The sequence below is a fragment of the Nocardia amamiensis NBRC 102102 genome, from assembly GCF_001612745.1.
Lineage (GTDB): Bacteria > Actinomycetota > Actinomycetes > Mycobacteriales > Mycobacteriaceae > Nocardia > Nocardia amamiensis.
The window spans coordinates 23,996-39,066 of record NZ_BDBA01000029.1; the positions used below are offsets into that span (position 1 = coordinate 23,996).

Sequence of the window (15,071 nt, forward strand, 5' to 3'; positions counted from 1 at the left end):
GGTCGTAGACCGACACCCGAACGAAGAACGGGATGGGTTGATCGGTCAGGAACCACTGCCACAGGTCGAGTTCATCATTGGACGGGAAGCGAGGGGTGGGCTCTTGGTGGGGGGTGACGCGATCATGGGGCCATGGATACGACCGGGGCGCCGTTCCGAGTGATTGGTGAACCCGCGCTCCCGCTCATGAACGGTGGATACGGTCCAATGGTTGGATGCCAGTTCGGGGAAGTCCCGGATGATTCGGCGCATCGCCGCGGTGGCGCGGTGAGGTTCGCTCTCGGAGCCCGCTCGGATGTCGATGGCGTTGGTAATGCGGCTCGCGTCGCCGCCGCGCGAGGACCAGTGCACTTCGGTGCCGGCGGCCCATAGTCGCGCCCAGGTGTCTGCGGCGTTCGCTTCAGTGCTCACGTCACGGCCGAAAAGCCAGTACGCGGAATAGGAGTCCGCCATCCGGTCGATGGTGACCTCTGTCGGGTCGCCTTGGAAACGCCGCGGAAGCTGTTGAGCGCCCATGGCACTCACCACAGACGCGGCCTCGGCCGGTGTGGCGTCGTCCCCGAGCCGCACGTCGAGTTCGGCGTTGAAATGTCTGCCCTTGTAGTGCTCGAACCGGTGTGACGCGTCGGTCACCCCCGGAAGGGCCCGGATGGCAGTCTCGATCTTGCGTGACCAGCTGTCACGCTCGGCCTGGTCGCGTCCTTGTTCGATATAGCCACATCCGATCAGCAGGACTGCGGTACCTGCCATCGCCACAGCCAGCACGACTGCCAATCCCGCTATTGTTGCCAGCAGCGGCACTACGCGTTCGCGCAAGATGGCGCGCTGGGCACGCGCCGACAGCCGCCGATCGGAGTGCTGGGAGGTCCCTCGCTTCGGTGTGTCCGGATTGAAGCGGCCGGGGTCAACGACCTTGCGGCCGGTGCGTTCGGCATCCATGGTCCTCCTCGCGGCGCCTTCGTGTTCGTCTGAAACCTATAGCAGACCATCAGTTCCGGCGCTTTGCCGCATCGTTCCGCAGCGTAGTCGGCCGCGAACTGCGACCTACCGCACGCGAGCGTTGCTCGATACCGACGTGTGGAGCCGGGATGAACAACCGATCGCACGGCCGACTCGAGTGGGCTTGATGGCCTGCACGAATTGCCATACTCGTTGAAGGGGCGTGTTCGCTGCGATCTGGGCTACCGCGAAATGAAAGGCAATCCTGATGCTCCAACAGCAGATCCTTTCGACTTGATCGAGGCGGGCTGCTTGCGTGGGCGCGGCAAATCGGACCGACACCGCGGTGGATCCGGGGCTCGTAGGCGCCACGTGGTCGATGTTCGAGCTCAGCCTTGGCGGGCTTTGCGTTTCCGATATGCCTGCTGGCGGCAAGACGCTGAACAGTACATCCGTGGTCGTCCGGAGGCGGAGCGGTCTACCGGTGTCCCGCACGCGACGCAGACCTCATTATTGTCACCAGTTTCGTAACGCTGACGGATCAGTAGGTCGATGCCGTCCAGTAGCCGTGCGAGGCCGAACTCGAAAGGGTTCTCCGGTAGGTCGAAACCGCCCTCTTCCCACAGACGAGTGAGCGTGGGGTACTCGTCCAGTTGCTCGAACAGGGTGTCACGGCTGGCCCACCAGTCCTCGTCGCTGATTCCGCTGTGTCGTTCGGCCTCGGACGATTCTTGGAGTAGCAGCGCTTCGGAGTCGACGAACCGACCGACGAGGCCGACCACGGCGATCACCTCGGTAGGAAGCAGCCCCGTATCGGCGACTGCGTCCAGCATCTGCTCATAGCGCGCGACTGTGTGCGGTCCGGGCACGCGCCGGCCGCGCACCTGCGCCAGCCAGGGATGGCGCCGGCGCAGCTCCCAGGCATTTCTCGCGCACGCCTCCAGCCGTATCCGCCAGCTATTTCCTTCGGGCGGGGCTTGATCGGTCTGCGTCTCGCCCGCCACCGCATCGCACATCAGGTCGACGAGCTGTGCGCGTCCGGGCACGTGCCTGTAGAGCGACATGGTCGTGAAGCCCAGCCGTTCGGCCACCTTCCGCATCGACAATCCGGCCAGCCCCTCGGCATCGGCCAGCTCGATGCCCGCATGCACGATCCGATCGAGGCTCAGCCCCGGCCTCGACTCCGGTTTCGGTCGCGTGCCCCGTGCGTGCCACAGCATTTCCACTACATGGTCGGGATCTTCGGTTTCGCCTTGCGTCATAACACCCTCCTCCGTATAGGGTATACACCCTGTGTACGCCATAAACATCAAGAGGTGATCAAACCCATGACCGAACTGTTCGTCGACCCCCTCGGAGACGACTCCGCGCCGGGTACGCGTGACCGTCCCTTCGCCACCCTCGGCCGTGCGCAGGTCGCGGCCCGCACCCTTGCCGCCGAGGTCATCGTCCAGCTCAGAGACGGTACGCATGTGCTGAACGAACCTTGGGAACTCACTGCCGCCGACTCGGGAAGGGTCGTCTACCAGCCCTACGGGTACGGCACCGCCGCGCAGGAGAAGGCTGTCGTCAGCGGTGGCCGCCTCCTCACCGGATGGCGGGTGGAAAACGGCGTCTGGCTGGCTGAGGTGGGCGATCTGAACACCCGGCAGCTGTATGTGAACGGCCGCCGAGCCGAACGGGCGGGGGTCGAGGGCCTGCCCGGCCAGGTCACCATGACCCAGACCGGCTATGTCACAGACAGCCCCGAGCCACTGTCGTGGCGCAGCCCGGGCGATGTGGAGTTCGTGCATCGGGGCATCTACCCGTGGACGGAGGCACGCTGCGGCGTCGCCTCCGTCTCGGCCGGCGACGGCGGCACTGTGATTACCATGGCCCAACCCGCGTTCGGACGTGCACTGGCCCTGTACAACTCCACCTGGGAAGGCCAAACCTCCCGGGGCCCTGGCCTGCCGACCCACGTCGAAAACGACTCCGCCTTCCTCACCGAGCCCGGCACGTTCGTCCTGGACCGTTCACACCCAGGCCGTCATCTCGTGCGATACCTGCCCCGGCCGGGCGAACATCCAGATCGCACCCCGGTGGTCGCGCCCGTTCTGGAGACGTTGCTACGCGTCAGCGGTGTAAGTGGTGTCACGTTCCGGGGGTTGACGTTCGCCGACGCCACCTGGCTCCGACCGAGCGGCCCCGAAGGCTTCCTGCATTATCACGGAAGCGGCTTCTATACCGGTGGCACGGTACACACTGTTTCGCTCGGGGAGGGCGTCGGCTCGGTCACGGTGCCCGCCGAGTCCGCGACGATCCCCGCCTGCCTCGTGCTGGAGGAGGTATTCGGTGTACGGATCGAGGACTGCCATTTCACTCGATTGGGCGCCACGGGGCTGGGGATTTCCGGCGGTGCGGACGTCACGGTGCGCGCATGTGACTTCGACACGCTTTCGGCCGGGGCCCTGGTGGTTGAGGGCAGCAAGTCCACCCTCGTGGAGGACAACTGGGTCCACCGCGTCGGCCTGGAGTTCTCCGGCTCGCCCGGCATCGCACTGACCGGGACAGTCGGGTGCACGGTCGCACACAACCATATCGCCGACGTGCCCCACTGCGGCATCGTCGCCGGCCCCGGCCGAAAGACCGCCATCCTGCGCAACCTCACCACGGACACTATGCAGGTGCTGGCCGACGGCGGAGGCATCTACCTGGCCGGCGAACAAGGCGACTCCCACGGATCGGGCGCAAACATCCGGGGCAACGTGATCGAGGACACGCACACGCCCTACAACTTCGGCCTCTACACCGACTACGGCGCGACCTGGGTGACGGTCGAAGAGAACGTCGTCGTCCGCGCCGACAGCACCGCCATCCTGCATGTCTCGCCGCCGCTGGACAATGTCGTCTACCGAGGCAACTTCTGGGACATCGACCCGATCGGTGCGGACGCCCCACCCCCCGGCGTCACCTACGAAGACAACACCACGATCACCGACCGAGCCGAGCCCGAGGCCATGACCGCAGTACGCGCCCGAGCCGGACTCCTACGCAGGACCCCCACCGCCACGTCCGCCTGATTCGATACCGGGCCGGCCACCGCCGGCCTGGTACAGCGGGGGCAATGACACTCGGACACACCGGACGGGCGATCAAGCGCTGCCCGTCCACACCAATACACGATGCTGCAGCCCCCGCCGAAGGTTGCCCGCGAGAACACATGACGCTGTGGAACACGCCATTGCGAGCATGGCACCGACCGCCGCCTTGGGTGGCGCTACTGGTGCGTCAGTCCAGTCTTCGGCTCTGTCCCACGTCCGGTTACCACCGAATGTGGGACAGAGCCAGAACTGGGGGTGACGGTGCACCACTGCTGAAGCAGGGGTCGACGCCGCCATCGCGCACGTCGCGGTCGCGACTGGGCGAAAGGCGCTCACGGCGCGGTCGGCTCAGCCCTATCACGCTGGGCGACATAGTGTTCCAGCCCGTCGAGGAGCCGCTGTAGGCCGAAGCCGAAGTGGTCGAAATCGGGGGAGAACGCGTCGTCCGACAGGGCGGCCATGACGGGGTAGCGGCCGGTGGCCAAGGCCTGGCCCAGCACGGGGACCTGCGCCTGCCAGAATTCCGCGTCGGTCATGCCCGACTTGCGTTCGGCCTCTTGCTGGTACAGCTGGGTGCGGGCGACGCCGAGCACGTAGCCGGAGATCATGATGACCACCGAGACGAGTTCGCGATCGGGCAATCCCATCGGGCGGATCGCGCCGAGCACCTTCTCCATGCCGTCCATCGCGCCCGGTCCGAGCACTGGCCGCGACTGATCCACGCCCGTCAGCCACGGGTGGCGCCGATACAGTGCGAGTGATTCGTAGGCGAGGGTTTCCAACGCGGCCCGCCAACCGTCGACGGTTCCGACTGGGCCGTCGATGGGCCGCTGCACCTTGTCGAGCATCAGATCCAGCAGTTCGGCCTTGCCTGGCAGGTACCGGTACAGCGACATGGTGCCGGTGCCGAGCTCGGTCGCGACCCGGCGCATGGTCACCGCGGCCAGACCCTCGGCGTCGGCCAGTTCGATCGCCGCGTCGACGATCCGGTCCAGGGACAAACCGGGTTTCGGCCCTCGGCTCGGCCGGGGGCCCGAGCCCCAGAGCAGGTCGAGGGTGCGGGCGATGTCGCCGCCGCCGCTGGTCTCCACGCTGGCCATGAAGTCAGCTTATCCGCTTGGCAAGAAACTGGGTACGTTGTACCCTGATCTGGGTACGTTGTACTCAGTTTGGGTATGTCACGGGGAAGGTAAGTAGTGAACGATTTCGCGGTCCTCGCCGAAGGACTGGAAAAGAGATACGGGGACAAGCGGGCCCTGGACGGATTCGATCTCACCGTGCGCCGCGGCACGGTGCACGGGCTGCTCGGCCCCAACGGCGCGGGCAAGACCACCGCGGTGCGCATCCTCTCGACGCTGATCCGGCTGGATGGCGGTCACGCCAGCGTGGCCGGGTTGGACGTGGCGCACAACCCCCGCGAGGTACGGGCGCGCATCGGGCTGACCGGCCAATACGCGGCCGTCGACGAAGTACTCACCGGGCGGCAGAACCTGGAGATGTTCGGCAGGTTGTTCCATCTCGGCGGCCGGCGCGCCAAGCATCGGGCGACCGAGTTGCTGGAACGCTTCGACCTGACCGAGGCGGGGGATCGGGGTGTCGGCAAGTACAGCGGCGGCATGCGCCGCAGGCTCGACCTGGCGGCGTCGATGATCCTCGCACCGGATGTGCTGTTCCTCGACGAGCCCACCACAGGTCTGGACCCGCGCAGCCGCGGCGAGGTCTGGGAATCGGTGCGCGCCTTGGTCGCCGACGGCACCACGGTGCTGCTGACGACCCAGTACCTCGAGGAAGCGGACAAACTCGCGTCCCGGATCACCGTCATCGATCACGGGCGTGCCATCGCCGACGACACCCCGGACGGGTTGAAAAGCACTGTGGGCGGCGATCGTATCGAGGTCGTGGCCGCGGACGTCGCCGACCTGCCCGCGGTCGCCAAGGTGGTGGCGCGGGTGTGCGAGGGCGAGCCGGACACCGACGACGTGGAGCTGCGTGTGTCGGCGCCGGTCACCGATCGCGTCGCGGCGCTCACCGAAGTCGCGCGCACCCTGCAGGACGAGGGCATCGACGTGGAGGACATCGGGCTGCGCAGGCCCAGCCTCGACGACGTCTTCCTCCAATTGACCGGACATCGCACCACCACCGAGGAGGCGGCCTGATGAGTACGATCGACCTCACCCCGAGCCGCTCGCGGTCGCGTGCCTACTGGGCGGTCGCCGACTGCTGGAATATGGTGCGCCGCGGCCTGACCCACTACCAGCGCCAGCCCGTGAACATCGCCTGGCAACTGGGCTTCCCGATTCTGTCGGTGCTGCTGTACGGGTACGTGTTCGGCAGCGCGATGAGCGTGCCGGGTGGCGGCGACTACCGCAGCTTCCTGATGCCGGGCATGTTCGCGATGACGATGGCCTTCGGGTTCGTCAACACCGCGACGGTGGTCGTCTACGACGCCACCAACGGCGTCATCGACCGATTCCGCTCGATGCCGATGGCGTCGTCGGCGGTGGTGTCCGGACGCGGCGTGACCGATCTGATCGTCGCCTGCGCCGAGCTGACCATCCTGATGCTGACCGCCTTGGCGATCGGCTGGCGCCCCGGGGGCGGCGTGTTGCGCGGCCTGGCGGCATTCGGTCTGTTGCTATTGCTGCGTTTCGCGCTGATCTGGGTGGGCGTGTGGCTCGGGTTGCTCGTGCCCAATCCGGAGGCCGCAGGCGGACTGTTCGCGGTCGCCTTCCCGCTCACCATGATCTCGAGCATTTTCGTTGCGCCGCAATTGATGCCGGACTGGCTGGGCGTCATCGCGGCATGGAACCCGATCTCGTCCACGGTGGCGGCGACCCGCGAGTTGTTCGGGACACCGGTGGGCAGCGGCGACTCCTGGGTGGAACAGCACTCGCTGTTGATGGCGGTGGTGTGGCCGTTGATTCTCACCGCGATCTTCCTGCCGCTGGCCGTGCGGCGATTCCAGCGATTGAGCCGCTGATCCGCGGTCGCGTGTAACCCGTTCGGCGCCCGGCATCTCACGTATGCCGGGCGCCGTGCTATTGCTCAGGTCACTTCGCGTTCGTGACTCGCGGGTTGCTGTCCAGGCTGGATTTCTGAATCTTGCCGGCCGGAGTGAGCGGCAGCTCGGCTCGGATCATGATCTCTTTCGGGATCTTGTAGTCGGCGATTCGTGTGGAACAGAAGGCTTTGAGATCCTCTTCGGTGGTCTCGGCCTCTGCAGCGAGAACGACGTAGTAGCGGCCGATCTCGCCCAGAACGGGGTCGGGAACGCCGACTCCGGCTGCCATGATGACGTCGGGGTGTGATGTCAGTACGTTTTCCACTTCGATCGGGTAGACGTTGAACCCACCTTGCACGAATATCTCTTTGGCCCGCCCACGCAGCACGATGGAGCCCTGTGCGGACATGCAGGCCATATCACCGGTGTGCAGCCAGCCTTCGTCGATCACGCGGGCGGTTTCGTGCGGCATGTTGCGGTAACCGGCCATGAGCGACGGGGAACGGACCATGAGTTCGCCGGTTTGCCCGATCGGAACTTCCATTCCGGCGGTGTCGGCGATTTTGATCTCCACACCTGCGAGCGGCCGCCCTATCGAGCGCGCGAGGGTATCGCGGTCGTCGTCCCATGAGGTCATGACGACCGCTCCGGAGGTCTCACTCAGCCCGTAGAGGTTCATCACGGTGGCATTCGGAAATATTGTGGTGAGCCGCTCCAGCAAGGCGGGTTCCGCGTTGGCGCCACCAGTGACGACCAACCGCACCTTCGAGGCGTCGACCAGGTCGAGTTCCGAGCGGTGGAGCAGCAACGTATGCATCGTGGGCACCCCGACCCAGAGGGTGAGGCCGGCAGTCCGGAACAGAGCTGCGATCTCCCGAGGATCAAAGGTCTCCAGCAGGATCACGCGGGCGTGTGCGACGAGTGCGGCCAGCACGCAACACGTTATTCCGCTGACGTGGTTGAGCGGGACGGCAGCCGGGAGCACGTCGTGGTTGTGCAGCCGCATGTGCTGTGCCTGGGCTTGTGCCGCGGCCAGCTGACTGCCGTGGGTGAGGGTTGCACCCTTGGGTTTTCCGGTTGTCCCAGAGGTGTAGATGATCATGACCGGGTCGTGCGGGGAGACTGCCGCCTTCGCTGCGGCGAGTCGCCGGTTGTCCGTTGACGCGTCCAGCAGCTCATCGAAGGTCGAGTCGCCTCCTTCGCCGAAAGTCACCACCGTTTCCAGCTGTGGAAGGCCGGGACGAAGCTTTGCGATGATCGACAGGAAGTCGGTGCTCTCATAGGACGGCACGGTGATCACCATGCGTGCACCCGAATCGCTGATGATATGAGCGAGTTCGGTTTCCCGATAGCGCACACTCAGGCCCACCAGGACCGCGCCGATCTTGGCCGCCGCGAAGTACACGGCGACCCAGTCCGGTGTCGTCGTGCCGAGAACGGCAACGCGGTCGCCGGGCCTGATCCCGTTGCGAAGCAGTCCTGCCGCGATCCGATCGGACCGCTCCTGCATCTCGCCGAAGGACAATTCCCGATCCTTGAAGACCCATCCCACGGATGACGAGGCAGCGTCCGCGGCGCTCGCGAGTAGATCGTGAATCCGTTGCATGGTCATCTCCTCTCGTACACGCCCGGCCGCAGGTGGCTGCGGAGGAAGGTGATCTGGTCGGCGACGATCCGTTCGACGTGCGGCGGATGGTAGACGGTGAAGTGGTCCGCGTCGTAGTGCTCGAGGACGGCCCCGGGCGCAGTCGCGGCGACTCGTTCCACAATCGCAGTGTCGATGAGGTTCTCGCGGTCGGCTGCGCAGATCAGCAACGGGCATCGCACGCGAGAAGCCGCAGCGGCGGCGTTGTAGAACAGCATGCCCAATCCCGAAGCGGCCGTGATCCGGTTGTCGAACCGGTAGCCCGGCGGCGTCACCGACTGCCAGCCCTCCAGCGCCCCTGGCTGATTGACGAACGCCAACTCACCGGGCTTGCCGACCAGCGGAACGTACCGCCGTGGCAGATGCAGCGTGGCGCGAACGAGATCGGACAGTATCGGCAGGGTGAACCGGAGAAGGTGCCGCGCTCCCGCTCGGGCGACGACGGCCCGCCCACTGAGGACGGGACATTGCACGACCGCCGCGGACAGCTCGGGGTGGCGTGCCGCGGCAGCGACCACGTGGCTGGCGCCGAGAGACGTTCCCCACAGCGCAACACGGGTCGAGTCGAGTTCAGGACGGGATCGGACGAAGTCGAGGGCGGAGTCGATATCGCGGGCGTAACGGCGCTGGCTGACCAGCTGCCGCGGCTGACCACCCGATTCGCCGAGGTGACGGAAGTCGAAGGCCACCACGGCCAGTCCGGCCTCGGAGAACCACTTCTCGTATTGGCCGAGCATCATCTCGTGCGTCGCGCCGCCGCCGTGCACCAGCACGACCACCGGATGCGGGCCTGGCCCATCCGGCAGGGTCAGCCACGCCGCACACTCGTCACGAATCGACAGCGATCCGGAAACCGAATTCCGTGCCGGCTTGGACATCGTCCTCGCGGGTTTGGGCTGGCAGGCGAACCACCGGCCATGAGGGTCGGCCCGGCCCGCCGCTGGGGTTATCGGCCCGTTCTGCCTTAACCGGGGTATTCCGCGTGGATGTCGCCGCCGAACAATTTCCAGAAGAAGGCGTTCATCTTCGCGGCGGCAGGTGCGTGCCGGGTCAGTATCGCGGCCACAACTGGCGACACGCCGTCTGGGATGTGACCAGCGGCGCACTGGAGTACGTACTCGTTGCGGGCGACGGGGCCGCCGCTGGTTGGCATCGGTATTCCGCAGACGTCGGTCACCAGCCAGTTGACCAGTCGCATGGCGGCATAGTCGGCGTCATGAGAGGCGTGGCGTTCGGCGAAGTCGCGCTCGGCGGCCGACAGGTCGAAATGCGGCGAGGTGGCGAGCCCGAAGTCGCTGAGATAGATCCGCTCCCCGTCGGTGCGCATGTTGCCGAAGTGTCCGTCCATGTGCAGCAACTCCCGATCGCGCAGGAACGTCACGATCTCTGAAAACTGTCGCTCGACTGTGGCGGCCTTCCCAGCCGGGTCCTCTCGCAGCCAGTCCGCTATCGGGTGTGGGATGTATTCGCAGAACAGCACAAGGCTGAACTGTGCGGCGGCCAGCGCTTCGAGACGGGTCCGCACGGCCGGGCAGCCGCCCTGGGTGGCGACCACCGTGTCGATGTCGGCGTGTTCGGCTGCGACCGCCGAGCGGCCGGATAGCACCCGCCAGTGGTAGAGCACCGGGAACGACTGTGTCTCACCGGCAAGAACAGCGTCGGTGACGATGATGTTCGCGGCCAGCTCTCGCCATGCGTTGAAGCTCGGGCCGCCGATGCCATACTGGCAGAACACCGGCAGGTCGAACAGGTTCGCTGTGGAGCCCGGGTTGGCGAGTTCCCGGTCGGTCAGTGGGATCCGCTTGGTGAACACCGGCACGCTGTCGACGTCGATGAGCGCCGTACCGCCACCCACACCCACGCTGGTGACTCGACCGGTGTCGACGAGCTCAGCGAGCTCGAAATCGCTGTGGGAAGCCAGAAATGCCGAGAGTCTTCGGTGGCGGTCGCTCCTGGAGGCTGCCATCGCACGATTCTGCCACCGTTGCGTGCGCGAAATTCCCCACAGCGCGCCCATGGGCCGGCGTGCGGTGGGCGCTGGTGCGGATCGGCGACCAGCGCCAACGTCGAGCCGGGACGGCCGCGCTGCCCACCCGGCTTGCTCCACCCTTTCGCCCCAACGACTTCGGCGACGGTTTGGTGAACGACGAGTCCGACGAGGGTGGCTTGGAGGAGCTGATCACGCCGTACCAACAACCTGATCAGTTCCATCTCACAAACGATCTCGTACGGATTTCGAATACGGCTCGTGGTGAGTCTGGCGTATGCAGCGCTTTGCGCGGCTGGGCGAGATGGGACTTGTTCAGTTGGCCCGGTAGCGCGAGGCGAGTTCGGGGCTCTGTCCGCCGAACGCGGCGAGGTCGGCTTTGAAGACGGCGTCGAGGAGGCCGGCGTCTTCCAGACCGGGGGCGCAGACGACTTCGCCGAGTTCGAGGCCGCGTAGTCCGGCGGTGACGACCTCATCGGCGGTCATGCGGGGCACGGCGCTCAGGTCGAGGCCTTGGCGCTGGTGGAATTCGGTGGCGACGATGCCGGGGCAGAGGACCTCGACCTGGATGCCGGTGCCTTCCAGTTCGGCGCTGAGCGTCTGGGACATGGCGACGAGGTGGGCCAGGGTGCCGGCGTAGACGGCACGGCGGGGCAGGACGGAACCGTCGGCGGGGGCGCTGAAGGCGATCATCCCGGCCACGTTGATGATCTGTCCTGCACCGCGTTCCTGCATGCCGGTGACGGCGGCGCGGGTGAGCATGGTGGGGGCGACGACCTTGACGTTGACGAGTTCGCGCGCCTTGTCGGCGGGCAGTTGGGCCAGCGGCATGTAGTGGGCGACGCCGGCATTGTTGACGAGCATGGTCAGCGGCTCGCCGGCGCAGATCTCGGCAACGGTGTCGATGCCGGTGTCGGTGGACAGGTCGGCTGCGACAGTGCGGACCGTGACGTCGGGGTGGTCGGCGGCGAACTCGTCGAGGCGGTCCTTGCGGCGGCCGGTGATGATCAGGTCGTTGCCGTCCGCAGCGAGGCGTTCGGCGAATGCCTTGCCGATGCCGGAGGTGGCGCCGGTGACGAGGGCGAGCTTGCTCATGCGTGCTGTTCCTTTCGGGTGTCGGCCGAAATGGCCGGAGTAAATGTGTGTTCGGTGCGGACTGCTCGGCGACGGCCTCAGGCGTTGAGGCGGTCCAGCAGCCGCGCAAGTCCACGCGCTCCGGCTAGGCCACGCTCGGTGACGGCGGTGGAGTCGATGTCGGCTTCGCGCATGGCCTGGTCGAACAGCTCCATGTCCAGCACTTCCAGACCGGTGAGGTGTTCGACGATGTCGGGCCGCACGATGGCACGCAGCAGGAACAGTGCTGCGCTGGCGGCGCTGCCCAGCTCGAGGACCTCCACCAGCCGGCCAGGGTTCAGCCCCAGCTCCGCGGCCAGTTCGACGACCTCCCCGATGGCAGCCTGGTTCATCATCAGCAGCGCGTTGTTGAACAGCTTCGCCGTCTGCCCCTCCCCGGCCGCACCGAGGTGCACCACGTGGCGGGAGAAGGACTCGAACACGGGCCTGCAGCGCTCGGCCGCGGACTGCGGACCGCCGACCATCGTGGTCAGTCGGCGCTCCTGCGCGGCCGGACGGCCACCGCTGACCGGCGCGTCCAACACCTCCACACCGGCCTTCGCGCACAGCTCGGTAAGCCGCACGGCGTTGCTGGGCAGGCCGGTGCCGTGGTTGACGACGACCGTGCCGGGACGCAGGCCTTCGAGCAGCTGGCCGGCCAGCTGCAGGACGTCGTCGTCGGTACGGACGCACAAGCCGACGAGGTCGCAGGCAGCCGCCAGCTCACCGACCGTGTCGTGCCGCCGGTGGGCGACGTTGCCGAGGCCGTCCAGGGAGACGGGGCGCCGGGCCCAGACGTGCAGGGGGAACCCTGCTTCGGCGATCGCGGTGGCCATGGGCAGGCCCTGGTCACCCAGCCCGATGAACCCCACGACGGGCCTTGCGGGTGTTCGTGCTTCTGTCATGCCTCCACGGTCGGCGTGAGACGCGCGATCAGGTAGTAGACCCGTTTTCCTGGGAATGGCGGTACCAGGACAGGCATCTCGTTGCTCGTCACAATCAACGGCATGGCGACCACACCACTCGGCGCGGCCTTGCACCGCTGGCGCGATCACGTCTCGCCCCAGGCCGTCGGCCTACCCGTGGGGGGACGGAGGCGCGCTGCCGGGCTGCGCCGCGAGGAAGTGTCCCAGCTGGCCGGCATCTCCGCCGACTACCTCATCCGGCTCGAACAGGGACGCGCCACCAATCCTTCACCCCAGGTCGTCGAAGCCCTGGCCCGCGCGCTGCGACTTACCCAGGAGGAACGCGCCCACCTCTTCCACCTGGCCGGTCTCGCACCACCAGGCCCCGGCATGGTTCCGCGGCACATCACCCCCGGCGTGCACCGCATGCTGGATCGGCTGACCGGCACGCCTGTCGCCGTCTTCGACGCCGCCTGGACCCAGCTACTCGCCAACCCCCTCTACACGGCACTCATAGGGGAATGGCACGGCAACGACCTCAACGCGGTCTGGCGCAACTTCCTCAACCCCCACAGCCGCGTACGCCACACCCCCGAATCCAAAGGCGCGCTCCAGACAGCGCAAGTCGCCGACCTGTCCCGTACCGCCAGCCGCTACCCCGATGACGAGAACCTGCACTCTCTCATCGCCGAACTACGCCGCCGCAGCGCCCACTTCGACAACCTCTGGGAATCGAGCGCCGTCGGCCAGCACCTAGCCGCCCGCAAAACCATCGACCACCCCCACGTCGGCGCCCTGACCCTGGACTGCGACGTCCTCAGCGTCGCAGGCAGCGACCTGCGCATCATGGTCTACACAGCCCAACCCGGCACCGAAGACGCCGACCGCCTGGCGGTCCTGAGTGTCATAGGGACGCAGATGTGACACCCGTCCCTACTGTCTTCCACGGTCCAGGCTGATCTGCGCCACCAGTGCGCGGTGGTCCGCGCCTGGTAGGTCTACCGTGTCCACCGCTACTGTGCGACCGCCGGCGATGAGGATGTGGTCGATTCCGACCAGGGGCGGCCACCGCTTGTCGGTCGGATAGGTGACCAGATGCCCGGCACCCGCCTGCTCGGCGGCGTCGTCGAAACGCCCTGACAACATCGCGCGGAACTGGGAATGATCGTAGGTCGCATTGAAGTCGCCACCGGCGATCACCGGCCGGCTCGACGGCGATCGTTCGAGAATTTCGCGCAGACGGGACAACTCGTCGGCCCAGACCTGCGTACCGAACACCGGCGGCACCGGATGGAACGCGTAAACCGTGACCGGTCCGACGTCCGGGATACTCGCTATCGCCGAGAGCTGGTTCAGCACGAACCCGTCGTACTCAACGGTTTCCGACAGCGGGTAGCTGCTCCAGATTCCTGTACCAGCCGCGGTCCTTCCGGGGGAGAGATACCGGTACGGCAGCAACTGGTCGAGTCCCGCCCCGCCGAGATCCTCGATGGCCGCCGGCGTGAGTTCATTGACGGTGAGCAGTCCGACTTTTCGCGTGCGCACCTCGTCGACCAGTGTCCGGGGATCGGCTCCGTCGAACAGAAGATTGGCCTGCATCACTACCACTGCGCGCCCATCCTCATTGCCCGAGCGACCGACATACAGCGGAGCTTGAGTCCACACCGCGGCGGCAACGACAACGACGGCCACCCCCGCACCGCTCCAGCGCCGCATGGCCACGAACGCCACCGCCCCGACAACCGCGGAACCCATCAGGTACGGCGCAACCGAAGCCGCCAAGACCAACACGCGGGACCGCGACCCACTGAAGTACAACGCGACCCCGACGGCTCCTGCCAGCGTCGCAATCCATGCGAGCAGGTCGACACCAACCCGGACCAACTTCGACATCACACCCGACAGACAAACACACGAGCTAGGCAACGCATACCGGCCGGGTTCTCACGAGTGGCGCACCACGGAGGGGGCTACTCGCGTTGTGCCGCAACCGTGTGCCACTCGTCGGGCAGATGCGGATGCGGCCCCGCGGCCGGTGCATTTGCGCGCTGGAATGCCGGGTGCAGCGTCGTGACTAAGGCTGGCGCGGCCAATTATGCTGCGGGGCTTGCATGTTCGATGCAGACATCGCGGTGTGGTTGTCCGATGCCCGTGAATAGCGGCGCGAGTTCGGATCCCACACCATGGCTGCGGCCGCACCGCCGAGCAGGACCACGATAATGGCCACGATTACCACCCACAGCAATACCACCGGTACTTCGCTCCCGATCATCCCCGTCCGCACCATATGGCTTGTTATCCTCAGGCGGACAATGCTTTTCGTATTTGTCAGCATTCTTTACAGGCGGGGCGGACGGCGCGACCCGAGGCGCAGATTCTGTGCTGTCACAGCACAACG

At 66.5% G+C, this 15,071-nt stretch carries 14 protein-coding genes; 4 read left to right on the forward strand and 10 right to left on the reverse strand.

Annotated features, from left to right (window positions below; genetic code table 11):
- Window positions 1-45 precede the first annotated feature (45 nt).
- The gene (locus tag NA4_RS07935) at window positions 46-939 is read right to left on the reverse strand and encodes a hypothetical protein (RefSeq protein ID WP_067466312.1); all 894 of its coding nucleotides are present in this window, start codon (window positions 937-939) and stop codon (window positions 46-48) included.
- A gap of 389 nt (window positions 940-1,328) precedes the next feature.
- Window positions 1,329-2,201 (reverse strand): TetR/AcrR family transcriptional regulator, encoded by an 873-nt coding sequence (locus tag NA4_RS07940; protein ID WP_067466315.1) that lies wholly within the window; start codon window positions 2,199-2,201, stop codon window positions 1,329-1,331.
- Window positions 2,202-2,267: 66 nt separating this feature from the next.
- Here NA4_RS07940 and NA4_RS07945 point away from each other — a divergent pair, with 66 nt between their 5' ends.
- Entirely contained in the window at window positions 2,268-4,001 is a 1,734-nt protein-coding gene (locus NA4_RS07945) for a right-handed parallel beta-helix repeat-containing protein (RefSeq protein WP_067466318.1), read from the forward strand.
- Between the two features lie 353 nt (window positions 4,002-4,354).
- Here the strand turns inward: NA4_RS07945 and NA4_RS07950 are convergent, their stop codons facing one another.
- Window positions 4,355-5,122 carry a TetR/AcrR family transcriptional regulator gene (locus tag NA4_RS07950; RefSeq protein ID WP_067466321.1) on the reverse strand — a complete coding sequence of 256 codons (768 nt, stop codon included), beginning with the start codon at window positions 5,120-5,122 and terminating at the stop codon, window positions 4,355-4,357.
- Window positions 5,123-5,218: 96 nt separating this feature from the next.
- Here NA4_RS07950 and NA4_RS07955 point away from each other — a divergent pair, with 96 nt between their 5' ends.
- Window positions 5,219-6,178 carry an ATP-binding cassette domain-containing protein gene (locus tag NA4_RS07955; RefSeq protein WP_067466324.1) on the forward strand — a complete coding sequence of 320 codons (960 nt, stop codon included), beginning with the start codon at window positions 5,219-5,221 and terminating at the stop codon, window positions 6,176-6,178.
- Window positions 6,178-7,002: an ABC transporter permease gene (locus NA4_RS07960; RefSeq protein ID WP_067466327.1), complete on the forward strand. Its 825-nt coding sequence runs from the start codon at window positions 6,178-6,180 to the stop codon at window positions 7,000-7,002. Before NA4_RS07955 ends, NA4_RS07960 begins: the two co-directional genes overlap by 1 nt.
- A 70-nt stretch (window positions 7,003-7,072) precedes the next feature.
- Here the strand turns inward: NA4_RS07960 and NA4_RS07965 are convergent, their stop codons facing one another.
- The 5 genes from NA4_RS07965 to NA4_RS07985 form a co-directional block, all read right to left on the reverse strand.
- Window positions 7,073-8,629: a class I adenylate-forming enzyme family protein gene (locus NA4_RS07965; RefSeq protein ID WP_218022263.1), complete on the reverse strand. Its 1,557-nt coding sequence runs from the start codon at window positions 8,627-8,629 to the stop codon at window positions 7,073-7,075.
- A 2-nt stretch (window positions 8,630-8,631) separates the two neighbouring features.
- Window positions 8,632-9,546 carry an alpha/beta hydrolase gene (locus NA4_RS07970; RefSeq protein WP_067466335.1) on the reverse strand — a complete coding sequence of 305 codons (915 nt, stop codon included), beginning with the start codon at window positions 9,544-9,546 and terminating at the stop codon, window positions 8,632-8,634.
- Window positions 9,547-9,632: 86 nt separating this feature from the next.
- The gene (locus NA4_RS07975; RefSeq protein WP_067466530.1) at window positions 9,633-10,634 is read right to left on the reverse strand and encodes a serine/threonine protein phosphatase; all 1,002 of its coding nucleotides are present in this window, start codon (window positions 10,632-10,634) and stop codon (window positions 9,633-9,635) included.
- Window positions 10,635-10,970: 336 nt separating this feature from the next.
- Window positions 10,971-11,750: an SDR family NAD(P)-dependent oxidoreductase gene (locus NA4_RS07980; RefSeq protein WP_067466338.1), complete on the reverse strand. Its 780-nt coding sequence runs from the start codon at window positions 11,748-11,750 to the stop codon at window positions 10,971-10,973.
- A 77-nt stretch (window positions 11,751-11,827) separates the two neighbouring features.
- Window positions 11,828-12,673 (reverse strand): NAD(P)-dependent oxidoreductase, encoded by an 846-nt coding sequence (locus NA4_RS07985; RefSeq protein ID WP_067466345.1) that lies wholly within the window; start codon window positions 12,671-12,673, stop codon window positions 11,828-11,830.
- Between the two features lie 102 nt (window positions 12,674-12,775).
- Between NA4_RS07985 and NA4_RS07990 the strand changes: the two genes are divergently transcribed.
- Window positions 12,776-13,597, forward strand: a complete 822-nt coding sequence (locus NA4_RS07990; protein WP_067466348.1) for a helix-turn-helix transcriptional regulator — start codon at window positions 12,776-12,778, stop codon at window positions 13,595-13,597.
- A gap of 9 nt (window positions 13,598-13,606) precedes the next feature.
- Here the strand turns inward: NA4_RS07990 and NA4_RS07995 are convergent, their stop codons facing one another.
- Both NA4_RS07995 and NA4_RS08000 read right to left on the reverse strand, forming a co-directional pair.
- Entirely contained in the window at window positions 13,607-14,566 is a 960-nt protein-coding gene (locus tag NA4_RS07995) for an endonuclease/exonuclease/phosphatase family protein (RefSeq protein WP_067466350.1), read from the reverse strand.
- 181 nt (window positions 14,567-14,747) lie between these two features.
- Window positions 14,748-14,945: a hypothetical protein gene (locus NA4_RS08000; RefSeq protein WP_157128892.1), complete on the reverse strand. Its 198-nt coding sequence runs from the start codon at window positions 14,943-14,945 to the stop codon at window positions 14,748-14,750.
- Window positions 14,946-15,071 lie beyond the last annotated feature (126 nt).

What these genes read in the sequence shown, in the direction of transcription:
- NA4_RS07935 (WP_067466312.1), bottom strand. Translation starts at nt 939, where the DNA reads ATGGATGCCGAACGCACCGGCCGCAAGGTCGTTGACCCCGGCCGCTTC.
- NA4_RS07940 (WP_067466315.1), bottom strand. Translation starts at nt 2,201, where the DNA reads ATGACGCAAGGCGAAACCGAAGATCCCGACCATGTAGTGGAAATGCTG.
- NA4_RS07945 (WP_067466318.1), top strand. Translation starts at nt 2,268, where the DNA reads ATGACCGAACTGTTCGTCGACCCCCTCGGAGACGACTCCGCGCCGGGT.
- NA4_RS07950 (WP_067466321.1), bottom strand. Translation starts at nt 5,122, where the DNA reads ATGGCCAGCGTGGAGACCAGCGGCGGCGGCGACATCGCCCGCACCCTC.
- NA4_RS07960 (WP_067466327.1), top strand. Translation starts at nt 6,178, where the DNA reads ATGAGTACGATCGACCTCACCCCGAGCCGCTCGCGGTCGCGTGCCTAC.
- NA4_RS07965 (WP_218022263.1), bottom strand. Translation starts at nt 8,629, where the DNA reads ATGCAACGGATTCACGATCTACTCGCGAGCGCCGCGGACGCTGCCTCG.
- NA4_RS07970 (WP_067466335.1), bottom strand. Translation starts at nt 9,546, where the DNA reads ATGTCCAAGCCGGCACGGAATTCGGTTTCCGGATCGCTGTCGATTCGT.
- NA4_RS07975 (WP_067466530.1), bottom strand. Translation starts at nt 10,634, where the DNA reads ATGGCAGCCTCCAGGAGCGACCGCCACCGAAGACTCTCGGCATTTCTG.
- NA4_RS07980 (WP_067466338.1), bottom strand. Translation starts at nt 11,750, where the DNA reads ATGAGCAAGCTCGCCCTCGTCACCGGCGCCACCTCCGGCATCGGCAAG.
- NA4_RS07985 (WP_067466345.1), bottom strand. Translation starts at nt 12,673, where the DNA reads ATGACAGAAGCACGAACACCCGCAAGGCCCGTCGTGGGGTTCATCGGG.
- NA4_RS07990 (WP_067466348.1), top strand. Translation starts at nt 12,776, where the DNA reads ATGGCGACCACACCACTCGGCGCGGCCTTGCACCGCTGGCGCGATCAC.
- NA4_RS07995 (WP_067466350.1), bottom strand. Translation starts at nt 14,566, where the DNA reads ATGTCGAAGTTGGTCCGGGTTGGTGTCGACCTGCTCGCATGGATTGCG.
- NA4_RS08000 (WP_157128892.1), bottom strand. Translation starts at nt 14,945, where the DNA reads ATGATCGGGAGCGAAGTACCGGTGGTATTGCTGTGGGTGGTAATCGTG.